Source organism: Brevibacillus halotolerans (assembly GCF_026891775.1).
Classification (GTDB): domain Bacteria; phylum Bacillota; class Bacilli; order Brevibacillales; family Brevibacillaceae; genus Brevibacillus_B; species Brevibacillus_B halotolerans.
In genome coordinates this window covers 76,127-89,613 of sequence record NZ_JAPTNK010000002.1, presented here as the reverse complement: position 1 = coordinate 89,613, position 13,487 = coordinate 76,127, and the positions used below count along the sequence as shown (strand labels likewise).

The 13,487-nt window shown below is 43.6% G+C and carries 11 protein-coding genes; all 11 read right to left on the bottom strand.

Features of this window, described 5'->3' with window-relative positions:
• Positions 1–10 precede the first annotated feature (10 nt).
• Positions 11–916 carry a UDP-N-acetylmuramate dehydrogenase gene (gene murB, locus O0550_RS03285; protein ID WP_258425622.1) on the bottom strand — a complete coding sequence of 302 codons (906 nt, stop codon included), beginning with the start codon at positions 914–916 and terminating at the stop codon, positions 11–13.
• 99 nt (positions 917–1,015) lie between these two features.
• Positions 1,016–2,116, bottom strand: coding sequence for an undecaprenyldiphospho-muramoylpentapeptide beta-N-acetylglucosaminyltransferase (murG, locus tag O0550_RS03280; RefSeq protein ID WP_101668755.1), 1,101 nt, complete (start codon positions 2,114–2,116; stop codon positions 1,016–1,018).
• Between the two features lie 30 nt (positions 2,117–2,146).
• Entirely contained in the window at positions 2,147–3,238 is a 1,092-nt protein-coding gene (spoVE, locus tag O0550_RS03275; protein WP_003342651.1) for a stage V sporulation protein E, read from the bottom strand.
• 67 nt (positions 3,239–3,305) lie between these two features.
• Positions 3,306–4,679: a UDP-N-acetylmuramoyl-L-alanine--D-glutamate ligase gene (gene murD / locus O0550_RS03270; RefSeq protein WP_163245443.1), complete on the bottom strand. Its 1,374-nt coding sequence runs from the start codon at positions 4,677–4,679 to the stop codon at positions 3,306–3,308.
• A 1-nt stretch (position 4,680) separates the two neighbouring features.
• Positions 4,681–5,646, bottom strand: coding sequence for a phospho-N-acetylmuramoyl-pentapeptide-transferase (mraY, locus tag O0550_RS03265; RefSeq protein WP_003336690.1), 966 nt, complete (start codon positions 5,644–5,646; stop codon positions 4,681–4,683).
• A gap of 47 nt (positions 5,647–5,693) precedes the next feature.
• Positions 5,694–7,172 carry a UDP-N-acetylmuramoyl-L-alanyl-D-glutamate--2,6-diaminopimelate ligase gene (locus tag O0550_RS03260; RefSeq protein WP_003342649.1) on the bottom strand — a complete coding sequence of 493 codons (1,479 nt, stop codon included), beginning with the start codon at positions 7,170–7,172 and terminating at the stop codon, positions 5,694–5,696.
• Between the two features lie 117 nt (positions 7,173–7,289).
• Positions 7,290–9,212, bottom strand: a complete 1,923-nt coding sequence (locus O0550_RS03255) for a stage V sporulation protein D (protein ID WP_003342647.1) — start codon at positions 9,210–9,212, stop codon at positions 7,290–7,292.
• Positions 9,213–9,283: 71 nt separating this feature from the next.
• On the bottom strand, positions 9,284–11,527 hold the full coding sequence (locus O0550_RS03250; protein WP_258425621.1) for a PASTA domain-containing penicillin-binding protein: 2,244 nt from the start codon (positions 11,525–11,527) through the stop codon (positions 9,284–9,286).
• Between the two features lie 62 nt (positions 11,528–11,589).
• Positions 11,590–12,018 carry a cell division protein FtsL gene (gene ftsL / locus O0550_RS03245; protein ID WP_003336685.1) on the bottom strand — a complete coding sequence of 143 codons (429 nt, stop codon included), beginning with the start codon at positions 12,016–12,018 and terminating at the stop codon, positions 11,590–11,592.
• A 62-nt stretch (positions 12,019–12,080) separates the two neighbouring features.
• Positions 12,081–13,013 carry a 16S rRNA (cytosine(1402)-N(4))-methyltransferase RsmH gene (gene rsmH, locus O0550_RS03240; protein WP_022584292.1) on the bottom strand — a complete coding sequence of 311 codons (933 nt, stop codon included), beginning with the start codon at positions 13,011–13,013 and terminating at the stop codon, positions 12,081–12,083.
• Between the two features lie 19 nt (positions 13,014–13,032).
• Positions 13,033–13,464, bottom strand: coding sequence for a division/cell wall cluster transcriptional repressor MraZ (gene mraZ / locus O0550_RS03235; RefSeq protein WP_003336683.1), 432 nt, complete (start codon positions 13,462–13,464; stop codon positions 13,033–13,035).
• Positions 13,465–13,487 lie beyond the last annotated feature (23 nt).

Genomic DNA, 13,487 nt, shown 5'->3' with positions numbered 1-13,487 from the left:
CACCTCCGTGTTACCCCTCGCCGATCACCAAAACCTCCGTATGCAAATCTACGTTAAAGTTTTTCTGTACCGTAGCATGAGCATACTCAATTAAGGTGAGGACGTCGGTCGCCGTGGCCCCTCCTCGATTTACGATGAAGTTAGCATGCATCTCTGATATCTGAGCCCCCCCAATGGTAAAGCCTTTTAGCCCTGACGCTTCAATCAGACGTCCTGCATGATCTCCAGGCGGATTACGGAACACGCTCCCCGCACAAGGCGAGTTGAAAGGTTGCGTACTGAGCCGACGATCTTTAAACTTTGCTAGCGACTTAGCAATCTCTCTGCGGTCACCTGTCTGTAATTGAAGAGTAGCTTCGATAACTATACCCTTGCGTTTCTGCAATAGGGATGTGCGGTAGCTAAACTGCATCTCTTCCTTGCTCACTATCTTCGTCTCTCCATCGTTGAAAAGGATTTCGGCACTTGTTAGAATACGTGAAAGATCAGATCCATGCGCCCCGGCATTCATGTAGACAGCTCCTCCAACAGATCCAGGAATCCCGCCTGCAAATTCTAATCCAGTCAAGCCCTGCTTTCCCGCCTCTACTGCTAAGCGTACCATAGAGTACCCTGCACCAACACACACCGTCTCTCCCTGAAACTCGCAGTGACTTAAACCCTGAGCCACCTTAAACACGGCTCCACGTATCCCTCCATCCCTCACTAGAAGGTTGGAACCGCGTCCAATAACAGTCCAGGGAATTTCATGTTGATGGATAAATTGAACCGCTCGAATGAGCGCTTCTTTATCTGTAGGCTGGATCATCAGGTCTGCCGGTCCCCCTATTCGCCATGTCGTATGCTTGGCGAGAGGTTCTTCAACCCATACCTTTCCAACATTTGCTTGTTCTAATGCTTCTGCTACATGCTTCATAAGAACCTCCTGACACAAATGCTAGGTCGGAACTTTTTCAATCACGCGTTTGCTCTCATACTATGCGCATTTCCGATCTAGCGTGACAAACGCCTATTATTAGCGATTTACTACTTTTACTATCTGTTGATAAAGATTACTTGCAGCTTCCGGCATCCCTAATGAGAGTGATGCTTTTTGCATATTGCTCCACTTTTGTTCGTCTGTCAACATGCTGTGAAGCGTAGACATCAATTTCTCCGAGGTTAGCTCTTTTTCGACGATAACGGCTGTTGCACCAGCTCTTTCTAGGCCTCGTGCATTTTTCTCCTGATGGTTATTTGTTACATACGGAGATGGAATGAGAATGGACGGAATACCAAGCGCCGTAATCTCTGCTAAAAAAGAAGCTCCAGCTCGATTGATGATGACATGTGTTGCTGCAAGCAGATCTGGCATATGATCGACGTATGGAACCAGCGTAAAGTTGCTTGGTTGGTTTGTCATTTTATCAATACGTTCCTTTATCGATTCATAATGCACAGCGCCTGTTACATAGACAAAGTGACAGTCAGAATACGTATGAAACTGAGCTAGTGATGCAAGTGTCACCTCATTGATCGCTTTAGCACCGCGACTTCCTCCCACAACAAGCACGATCTTTTTATCACTTGGTAGCCCTAGCATGCTTCTCCCTTTACTAGGATCGCTATGTATGACTTCCGTAGCTCGCGGATTACCAATATAGCTTGTTTTTTTCTGTGGAAAAAACGGCAGCGACTCCTCAAAAGAGACGGCTACCTGCTTCACATAACGCGATAAAAATTTATTTGTAATCCCAGGTACAATATTTTGTTCGTGAATAATTGTCGGAATACCAAGCTTAGCTGCGGCATACACAACAGGGCCACAGACATAACCTCCTGTACCGATCACCACATCCGGTTTAAATTCTTTGAGCATCCGTTTTGAATCAGATACCGCACGTATAAACTTGAGGATTGTGCGCACATTATCAAAAGAGAGTTTTCGCTTAAAGCCTGCTATCTCTACTGCTTGAAAGGGAATGTTAAACTTAGGAACAATCGTGGATTCCAACCCTTTATGGGTACCAATATACAAAAAGGCAGCTTGCGGTTCATGACGCAAAATTTCTTTTGCAACCGCAAGCGCCGGATAGATGTGCCCTCCAGTTCCTCCCCCTGTTAACACGACTCTCATAATATCACCCATCTCTCTTTATGTTATCTGTCATCTGGAAAAGCGGGAGATGTTTAGCAGGATGCCTACCTGTGTTAGCATGAGCGTCAACGAGGAGCCACCGTAGCTTAAAAATGGCAAGGTAATACCCGTTACAGGAAACATCCCCGTTACAACGCCTACATTAATCGTTACTTGGATGCCGATCATGCCTATAATAGCTAGAGCAAGCAAATTCCCAAACAGATCAGGAGCAGTAATCGCGACTCGCATGCCTCGCCATAACAGCAACAAAAATAATAGGAGTACCAACGTCCCACCAACAAAGCCTAATTCCTCAGAAATAATGGAGAAAATAAAGTCATTATACGGCTCCGGTAAGTAGGAAAACTTTTGCCTGCTCTCTCCCAATCCAAGCCCTAACAGACCTCCTGGCCCAATTGCATATAATGACTGAATGATTTGATAGCCCGAACCTAAAGGGTCCGACCATGGATCAAGAAAAGAAGTGATCCTGGCCATTCGATATGGTGCTGACAGAATTAGTCCGACAAAACCAACAACGCCAATCATCCCTAACCCGACAAAATGGCTTATTCTTGCTCCAGAGGCAAAAATCATTAGAATTGCCATCCCCATCAACACACTTCCGGTCCCTAAATCAGGTTGTAACATAATCAACCCGAAACATGCAACTGGGATTATCAACGCAGGAAATAATCCTTTTTTAAAGTAAATAATATTCTTTTGATTATCCGATAGCCATCTAGCTAAAAAAGCCGCAACCCCAAATTTAGCAAATTCCCCGGGCTGAATGCCAAAGGACCCAAAGCCAAGCCAACTTTTTGAACCATTAACCTCTCGACCAATAACCAAAACCACCACGAGCAACGCCAGACTTATAAAAAATCCAACCTTGGCCCATTTCTTCCATACCCAATAGTCAATGTTCATCATCACATACATGGAAACAATCCCCAATATTGCGAAGATGATCTGCCGCTTGGTAAAAAAGTACGGGTCTTGGAATTTGTGCTGGGCAAATACGGCACTGGCACTATAAACCATCACAATCCCGATTCCTAGTAGGAAAAGGGTGACAAAAATAATAACAAAATCAGGGGCAGAACGTACTTTACTCATCGCAAGCCATCCTTTCGTACGTCGTCCCTTTGCTATCATTTTTGTCTGAGCTTACAAAGGGACAGGTTTATATAGGCTTGTTTTTAAGTTTATGCACGCTATCCTTAAACATGCTCCCTCTTACTTCATAGGAAGGAAACATATCCCAACTAGCACAAGCCGGGCTTAACAAGACCACGTCGTTCGCTTCCGCGATAGCCGCTGCTTGTTTAACAGCACTATCAACAGTATCGACGGCAAAACGAAGTTCAATCCCTGCTTCTTCGGCTCTTTTCTGTAAAATGGGAGATGTTTGCCCATAAGTGATAATTGCTTTTACTTTGTTTTTTAGTGGTGGAACTAACTCAGCAAAATCTACACCCCGGTCAAGTCCACCAGCAATAAGAACAACCGGCTCCTTAAATGCCTCAATCCCACGAATTGCAGCTTCGGAGTTAGTAGCTTTTGAATTGTTGTAATATTTTACACCAGCAATCGTATCGACATATTCTAAACGATGTTCAACACCGCTAAAACTGCGTAATACATGCTTCATTGCATCGTAGTCTGCTCCGGCTAATTTACTCATCACGATAGCCGCTAGAGCATTTTCCTGATTAAATTCCCCGGGCAATGAGATTTCCGTAGCTTTCATAATCTCGTCTAGCTTGCCATCCTCATTTTTAAAGTAGACAATGCCATCCTTGATAAATGCGCCACAAGGAACCTCTTGCTTAATACTTACATAGAAGACTTTTGCTCGAATGTTTTGGCAAACCTTCATCACGGGTTCATGATCATATGGCAGAACTGCATAATCCTCTTCCGTCTGATTGGCAAAAATTTTACACTTTGCTTTGGTATACTCCTCAAACGAATGATGATAATCCAGATGGGCTGGATACAGATTTAAGATCGTAGCAATATGAGGACGGAATGTATCGGTTCCCATCAATTGAAAGCTACTTAATTCAGCCACTAAATACTGATCCGGCTTCATCTCTTCCGCCAAACTACATAACACCGTGCCAATATTTCCACCAACGATAGCATCCACAGAAGCAGCATGCAAAATAAGTCCTACTAATGTAGTCGTCGTCGTTTTCCCATTTGAACCAGTAATACCGATTAATGGTGCTTTGGACAAACGATAGGCTAGCTCTACTTCTGTAATCACTGGTATCGACAAGGCTAATGCCTGCTGAACTGGTTTTGATTCATAAGGAATCCCAGGATTTTTCACCACTAAAGCTACATCCTTGGAGATGAGATCATCCGGATGTCCGCCCGTAATCACTTGTACCCCCAACTCTTCTAGCTCTTCATATCCAGTAGCTTCCTCACGCGTTTTTTGATCATTTACGATAACAATAGCACCAAAACGGTGTAACAGTTTTGCAACCGCCACACCGCTTTTTGCCAGACCTAATACAACAACGAGCTTCCCTTTATACATATCCATGTTAACGTATCACCTCTAAATAAACACCTAATCCGGCAAATAGAATGCCTACAAGCCAAAATGTTACCACCACACGCCATTCAGACCAGCCAGTTAGCTCAAAATGATGGTGTAAGGGACTCATACGGAAAACGCGTTTTCCGCGAGTTTTAAAAGATATAACTTGAATAATAACGGATAGTGTTTCAATGACAAAAACAATTCCGATAATCGCCAGCAGCAACTCTGTTTTGGTCATGATCGCTATCCCAGCCAGCGCCCCCCCTAGGGCAAGCGAGCCAGTGTCACCCATAAATACCCGTGCCGGATGAGCATTAAACACGAGAAAGCCTAGAACAGAGCCAACAACCGCTGCACTGAAGATAGCCGTATCCATATTCGATGCATTCCAAGCAATAATCGCATAGGCTCCAAAGGCAATGGCACTTGTTCCTGCCAGCAAGCCATCCAAGCCATCTGTAAGATTAACGGCGTTTGTACTTCCCACCAGTAAAAAAACAAGGAATGGGAAATAGAACAGTCCCAGATCAATTCCTAACGATGTTCCTGGAATGGTCAGCGTTGTTGGATGGTTCATCTGCAATAGCAAATAGTAAGCACCAATGGCTAACAGGATTTGGCCTAAGAACTTTTGCTTCGCAGTTAAACCCAAATTATGTTTTCTTTTAATTTTAATAAAGTCATCAAGAAAACCAATAAGTCCGTATCCAAAGGTAACAATAATCAAAAACAACAACTCCGTGTTCCACTTCGAAAATTTTAACACGGTTAATAGGAGAGCCATAGCAATGATGGTTCCCCCCATAGTAGGTGTTCCCGCTTTTTTCTGGTGAGATTGGGGGCCTTCTTCACGAATGCTTTGACCAAACTTTAATCGGCGAAGCATAGGAATAAACAGCGGACCAATTAAAACAGCAATGAGAAAGGCTGCAATGATTGTTATAAATAAGACATTATCAAATGGCATGCCCCTACCTCCTTTCTTGCATAGTAGCTAATGAGTAGTCATGGTTGTTACTTTCTTTTCTGTTCATCGATAGCTTCCTTTGCTACTTCCCGATCATCAAACGGAAAGATCTCACCTTTACTTTCTTGATAGGTTTCATGCCCTTTTCCCGCTATGAGGACACAGTCCCCCGGCTTTGCCTGCGAAATAGCGTGGAAAATGGCTTCACGTCGATTCACAATTGTCGTGAAGCGTTTCTGATCGACGTTCTGAATACCACCTACCATATCAGCCAAGATGGCTTCTGGCTCCTCAAAACGAGGGTTATCTGAGGTTAAGACGCTATAATCAGCGTACTTCGTTGCGATCTGAGCCATAATTGGACGTTTCGTACGATCTCGATTTCCACCACAGCCCGCCACACAGATGAGTTGCCCTGTTACGAATTCCTTAGCTGTTACCAGTGCATTTTCTAAGCTGTCCGGCGTATGGGAATAGTCAACGATTACAGCATAATCCTGTCCAAGCGACACAGGTTCAAAACGCCCGTCTACCCCTGGAATCTCCTCTAAGCTTTTAATAATAGCCGCCAGCGGAACTCCTTCAACAAGGGTAGCTGCAATGGCTGCTAATGCATTATATACATTAAACTTGCCCATTAATTTCATATTTACTGTTGCTTCTCCAGCAAAACTTTGCACGGTAAAGCTAGTTCCAGCAGATGTAACACGGATAGATACAGCTCTCACATCCGCTGGCTGATCGATTCCATATGTAAGCACACGAGCTGGTGTTACATGAGCAAAATACTTCGATACCTCATCATCTGCATTTAAAATCGCTGTTTTGAGCGATTGTTGATTATAGCTATTTCCTAATTGAGCAAATAACAGTGATTTTGCCTGACGATAGTTGTCAAATGTCTTATGATAATCTAAATGATCCTGCGTCATGTTCGTAAAAATCGCTGTATGATAATCACAGCCATGTACACGTCCCATATCAAGAGCGTGTGAGGAAACCTCCATAATGGCATAATCCGTATGAATATCCAACATTCGGCGGAAACTAGACTGTAGATCAATCATATCTGGTGTCGTATTTTTCACCTTTTCAATTTGATCTCCAATACGCATGTGGATCGTTCCAATCAAGCCCGTCTTTTTCTGTTGGTCGGTTAAAATTCTATCAATCAAATGTGTCGTCGTCGTCTTTCCATTGGTTCCTGTAACGCCGATCAGTTTTAGCTTCTGTGACGGAGAGCCAAAAAACCGATCCGCTAAGAATGCCATTGCCCGCCTTGAATCTGGTACGATGACAACTGTTTTGTCCACCTCGATTTCATGCTCAGCTATAATGGCGATTGCTCCCTTTTCCACCGCTTGGGCTGCAAATTCATGACCGTCTACAGTAAAACCAGACAGACAGATGAATAAGTCCCCGGGCTTAACATTACGCGAGTCAGCCGTTATGCCTGTGATAACAACCTGGTCATCACCCTTAATGTGACTGACAAGCAAAGGAGCAAGTAACTCCCTTAACAACATACAATGGCACCCCAATCTCCAACTAGTATAGACAAAAGATGTTTCTTTTCAAAAGTAGAAATGCGATAAGAAGGGGAGATAAAAAGCTATCTCCCTCTACGAACATCTATTGTATAGCTAATTGGCCGTTTTGTCACCAAGGTAGACGCGAATTTTTGAGCCTTCCTCCACCTTTATTCCTGGTTTCGGAGACTGTTTAATCACATGAGTTCCCTTTCCAGAAACTTCTAATGGCATTGTATAGTATGAATTTGCAATTTCATTGATGGCCATTCCGATTAAATTAGGCACCTCCACATACTTTTTATCTCCGTAAGCAATTTCTCGCTCAATATCGCTAGGGCGTTTTTCTATATTAAGGTAAGGCAGACTGGATTCTAACACATTTTTGACAACAGGGGCTGCGATCGTACCTCCAAATGCTTGTGCTTTTGGATTATCAACAGCTACGTATACGATAATCTGCGGGTCATCTGCAGGAGCAAATCCAATAAATGATACAATATATTCATTCGCTGCATAACGTCCATTGACGGATTTTTGGGCAGTACCCGTTTTTCCACCAACCCGATAGCCTTCAATATAGGCATTATGCCCGGTTCCGCGAGAAACAACGCTTTCTAATGCGCTACGCACCTGTTTAGATGTTTCCTCGGAAATAACCTGACGCACCTGAGTGGGTACTGTACGAGCGACAATATCGTGCGTTACACTGTCCCTCCACTCTTTGGCAATGTAGGGCTTCATTAGCTTACCGCCGTTGATTGCCGCTGAGACGGCTGCCATCTGCTGAATCGGTGTTACTGATACTCCCTGCCCAAACGATGTCGTGCCTAATTCAACGGGCCCAACACGGCTTAATTTAAACAAGATTCCATTTGACTCTCCAATTAAATCAACGCCGGTTTTCTTTCCGAAACCAAAATTTTTGATATATTCAAACAACCTTTCTTTACCAAGACGTTGCCCCATTGCCACAAACCCGGGGTTACAGGAGTTCTCTACTACTTCTAGCATCGTTTCTGAACCATGCCCTTGCCTCTTCCAGCAACGTAAGAATGTCCCAGCTACATTTATATGACCTGGATCAAAAAAGCTTTCTTTCAAATCAACAACTTTTTCATTTAAGGATGCTGCTAATGTAACGATTTTAAATGTAGAACCTGGTTCGTATGTTTTCCAGATCGGTAAATTACGATTATAAATATCTGGTGCAAACTCTAAATAACGATCTGGATTATAGGTAGGTCTGCTAGCCATTCCGAGAATCTCACCAGTTTTTGGATTCATCGCTATCGACAGAATATCATCTGGCTGATAAGCAACCATCGCCTGATCTAGTTCACGCTCAATAAAGGTCTGAATTTGTTTATCAATGGTTAGGTACATATCCATGCCATTAACTGGTGACACATACTTCTCCGCGTGTCCCGGCATAGCCCGCCCACCCGCATCTGCAGGAAAGGATACATGCCCTGGCGTACCCGTTAATATTTTATCATACATCTTTTCCAATCCAGTTAGACCTTGATTATCAATTCCAGTAAAACCAAGCACCTGCGCTAAGAACGAGCCATTTGGGTAGAAACGCTTTGAATCGTCTGCTACTTTTACTCCTGGCAGGGCAAGAGCTTGTATTTCCTTCGCTTTTTCCTGTGTTATTTTTCGTCCACCTGGAACTCGTACAATCATTTGGGAACGTTTGCTTATTTCCGTAAGTATCTTTTGTTCTGACTGCCCTAAAATAATCGCGAGCTTCTTAGCTGTCTCTTCAGGATTTTTTATTTGTGCCGGTATGGCCATCACGGAGGGAACCGTTGTATTTTTCACCAAATCCTCACCATGTCGGTCTTTGATGTTACCGCGTTTTGCTTCAAATTTGACATTGCGGCTCCATAGGTCATTAGCTTCATCCTGCAACCATTGACCCTGCACTAATTGGATGTAGCCAAGCCGAGAAACCATCGCCATAAACAAGAATATTCCCACCACGAGTGCGATGAATATGCGCCGACGCACGGTAACATTGGAAACCCGCATACAGCAAACACTCCTCCCTGCCAATAAGGTTTGTCTTTTCCTACCCTATTCGCCAAAGAGGAGTGTTAGAACTACTTGTCTACAGACACATATGTAGGAGACAGCTTCACTTGAATCGTCTCTTTTCCTGTCAGGATTGTACCCGCTTCTACGTTTTGTTCCACTACATATCCGCTACCAGTAGCGCTTACTGCAATATTTAGCAAATTGCCATACTCTAGTACTTCCCGCAACGATTTCCCCTTAAAATCAGGCATTTTCATTGAGGCTTTCCCATCGGAGGCAAGCAGTATGGTCGTGGTACTACCTACTTTTTCATACGGAGCCGGAATTTGATTAATCACATTGGTTCCCTGCCCAACCACTTCTACCTTAAAACCAGCCTGCTTCGCCCGTTCCTTCGCTTCCTTTAACGGGATACCTGTAAGTTGAGGTACAGTGGATTCTTGTAGTCGTTTTTCCTCTACCACAGTAGCTTGAGCAGCCAAGGCACTTCGATCTGGCTTCTCCTGCAAGTATTGCAAGCTTTTCTCCATAATCGCTTGGAACATCGGCGCAACTACATCCCTACTAGCCGTTGAATAGGATGCCCCGCCCCCTGGATCATCGACTACAATATAAACAACCAGTCTTGGATTCTCCACGGGAGCGAATCCAATAAAGGAGAAGATATATTTATTATCAATGATTTTTCCTCGTTCGTTATACTTCTGTGCTGTACCGGTTTTCCCAGCCACGCTAAAATTCTGCAATTTAAAGTTACGCCCAGTCGCTCCTGACTTTATATCGCCATCAACGACCGTTTGCAAAATCTTACGCGTTTCACGTGCCGTTGCCTCTGAGATCGGACGTCCAACCTCTTTAGGCTGATACCGCTCGATTACCTGACCCGTCCGTGGATCGATACGCTCTTTTACAATGAGTGGCTGCATTAATTTACCACCATTTGCAATAGCGGCCACAGACATGACCTGCTGGATCGGTGTTACCGTTACCCCTTGTCCAATCGGAGTAACAGCCAAGTCACGCGGTGAAAATTTATTAATCTTTTCAACGTTAGTTAAGTTCCCTACTTCTTCCGCAGGTAACTGAATGTTTGTCTTTTCCCCAAAACCAAAGGCTTTAAAATAATGCTCAAGCTTAGCTTGTCCCAGCTTTTCGTTACCTAGCATAGCAAATAATACGTTACTGGAACGTTGCACACCATTTAAATAGGTAATCGTGCCCCATCCAATTCGATTATGATCATAGATAGCCGCTCCAGTCTTCCATGCCTTATAATGTCCTGATGTAAAGGACCAATTAGAATTAAACACACCCTCTTGAATAGAAGCTGCGAGCGTAATAATCTTAAAGGTTGAACCTGGCTCAAACGTATAGCTCACACCGAAATTCATATAATTGACGATAGAACGGTAATTGTTAGGGTCATGCTGCGGACGATTTGCCATCGCAAGGATTTCGCCCGTATTCGGATCAGATACAATTACTGACATTCCTTTTGGGTGAAATGCCGCATCTGTTTTATCTAATGCCTCTTCTACGTATGTTTGTATCTGATCATCAAGGGTAAGCTTGATATTTTGACCATCTTTTGCAGCTTTAAATTCTGTTTGCCCATCTGGCAACGGATAGCCTAGCGCATCCTTCACCATCTTTAAAGTACCTTCTTCACCCTTTAATTCATTCTTAAATTGTCGTTCAATCCCCATTACAGGTATTCCTTCAGCATTGAGAAATCCTAAGACATGAGCGGCGAATTTACCTTTTGGGTAGAAGCGCTTGGTGGTTTCTGAGATTTTGATCCCGGGTAATTGATTTTGCTTGGATTTAACCCCTTTTTCATCAAGAGGGTATTGCATAGCTAAGATTTTTTCCTTTTGTTCCAAGCTTATTTTGGAGGCTTCAGGCCCTAAATTAACCCATATTGCATTCGGATTCTTAGTAAGACGTTCCAAAATTTTGGACTGCGGTTCATTTATCACGGTAGCTAATTTCATCGCCGTCATCATGGGGTCCTTTACATAATCATCCGTGTCGTTTTGACCATTTGCCAATTTCTTAGGACGCACCTGGGCTTCCACTAGATAGGCCCGTCCCTCAAAAGCAAGAACTTCCCCATTTCGATCTAGAATGCTCCCGCGTTTCGGATTTAAGGTCATATCACGATTCCACTGCCCCTTACCTTTCTCCATAATCCAGCTAGCGTTTACCACCTGTACCCACCACAGGCGTAGTGTCAAAAGCATAAAACCAAGAAAAACTCCCATTCCCACAAGTAAAATTCGCTTGTTCATTCGCTTTTTTGTTGTCACGAGCCTCTCCCTCTTCCTCTCTGACAAAAAAGAAAATGCTACTCCTTATTGCGCGAGTAACATTATTGGACTTTTTCGGTTTGTTTGGTTTTTTCGTCTTTTTTGTTATCCTTACTTTCTTCCATAGAAATGCCACCCATATTGCGGACTGATTTCATATCAAGGACCATTCCCATTTTTTCCGCCTCAATACTAATACGCTTGGGATTGCTCATTTCATCCACTTTTAACTGCATCGATTCATTCTCGCCCTTGATTTTGGCGATCTCTCTTGTCAATACCTGAATCTGATAGTTATTTTGCGAAATCTGATTATAACGGAAGCCTATAATGCTTGTAGCAATGACTAAAGCAAAGATGAGCAACAAATACATCAACTTTTCACTTGTGGGTACCCCGGGTCTGATTTTAACAGTACGCTTCATCTTTTTCGGAGATGGAGAACGTCTATTTACTTCATATGCCAAATTCCCACGGGAATAATAACTCAACTTAGTCCCCCCCTACTAAGTATAACTGGCTTCCTTCTTCGGTGTTCATTTATACTAATGTGTTATTTCTTCTCAGCAATACGCAATTTAGCCGATCTGGCACGTGGATTATCCGCAAGCTCCTCTTCAGACGGTAGCAATGGCTTTCTGGTGATAATCTTAACAATCGGTTCATTACCGCATACACATTGCGGGAACCCAGGCGGGCATGTACAGCCTTGCGCTTTTTCTAAATAAGCATGCTTACAAATACGATCCTCTAAGGAATGGAAAGTAATAACACTCACTCTGCCACCCGGACGCAAAATGTCAATAGCATCTGAAACAGCCGTCTTAAACACATGTAATTCATCGTTTACGGCAATGCGAATGGCTTGAAAGGTTCTCTTCGCCGGATGAGGTCCTGTACGCCGAGCTGGAGCTGGAATAGCTTCCTTAATAATCTCTACCAGTTGTCCTGTTGTTTCAATCGGCGCTTTTTCACGATGCAGGATGATTTGCCGGGCAATCTTCCGGGCAAACTTCTCTTCACCATACTCAAAAATGATTTTGGATAGCGCAGCTTCCTCCCACTCATTTACGACGTCATAAGCAGATAGGTCGGCTTGCTGATCCATGCGCATATCCAGCGGGGCGTCACCATTGTAGCTAAACCCACGTTCTTCTACATCTAACTGAGGAGAAGATACACCTAGATCAAACAAAACGCCATCTACGCCATCAAGACCTAAATCTTGCACAACATCCTTGAGATAGCGGAAGTTACTTTTCACCAAAGTCACTTTATCTTGATACGCCTGTAGTTTTTCCTTGGCGTTTGCAAGTGCTACATCATCTTGATCAATGGCAATTAATCTACCCTGATCACCTAGCTTTGAAGCAATTAAAGTACTGTGTCCTGCTCCACCTAAAGTGCAATCCACATATATTCCATCAGGACGAATATGTAATCCTTCTACGGCTTCCTGTAATAGTACGGTTACATGGTGAAACAAAATAACGTCACTCCCGAGTCTACAAATTAAAATCAACGAGCTTTTCAGCAATCTCGCCAAAAGATTGCTCTTGTTCCAAAGAATACGCATCCCATTCTGTCTTGCCCCAAATTTCCATGCGATTCTGCACGCCAATAATAACACATTCTTTCTGTAAACGGCCGTGTTCTCGCAAATGGGGTGGTATGTTTACCCTTCCCTGCTTGTCCCACTCACATTCAGTAGCACCAGAAAAGAAAAAACGGGTAAACGCCCGAGCGTCAGCTTTGGTAAATGGCAGAGATTTAAGTTTTTCTGTTAACGCCTTCCACTCTTCCATCGGGTAGACGAATAAACAACGATCAAGGCCGCGGGTTACAACAAAGGACGAGCCCAGCATATCACGGAATTTAACTGGGATTGTCAGACGGTTCTTGTCATCGATGTTATGCTGATACTCACCCATGAACATTCCAACTTCCCCACTTTCCTTCC

Coding starts and splice junctions, on each gene's coding strand:
- murB (WP_258425622.1), bottom strand. CDS start 916: ATGAAGCATGTAGCAGAAGCATTAGAACAAGCAAATGTTGGAAAGGTA.
- murG (WP_101668755.1), bottom strand. CDS start 2,116: ATGAGAGTCGTGTTAACAGGGGGAGGAACTGGAGGGCACATCTATCCG.
- spoVE (WP_003342651.1), bottom strand. CDS start 3,238: ATGAGTAAAGTACGTTCTGCCCCTGATTTTGTTATTATTTTTGTCACC.
- murD (WP_163245443.1), bottom strand. CDS start 4,679: ATGGATATGTATAAAGGGAAGCTCGTTGTTGTATTAGGTCTGGCAAAA.
- mraY (WP_003336690.1), bottom strand. CDS start 5,646: ATGCCATTTGATAATGTCTTATTTATAACAATCATTGCAGCCTTTCTC.
- O0550_RS03260 (WP_003342649.1), bottom strand. CDS start 7,172: ATGTTGTTAAGGGAGTTACTTGCTCCTTTGCTTGTCAGTCACATTAAG.
- O0550_RS03255 (WP_003342647.1), bottom strand. CDS start 9,212: ATGCGGGTTTCCAATGTTACCGTGCGTCGGCGCATATTCATCGCACTC.
- mraZ (WP_003336683.1), bottom strand. CDS start 13,464: ATGTTCATGGGTGAGTATCAGCATAACATCGATGACAAGAACCGTCTG.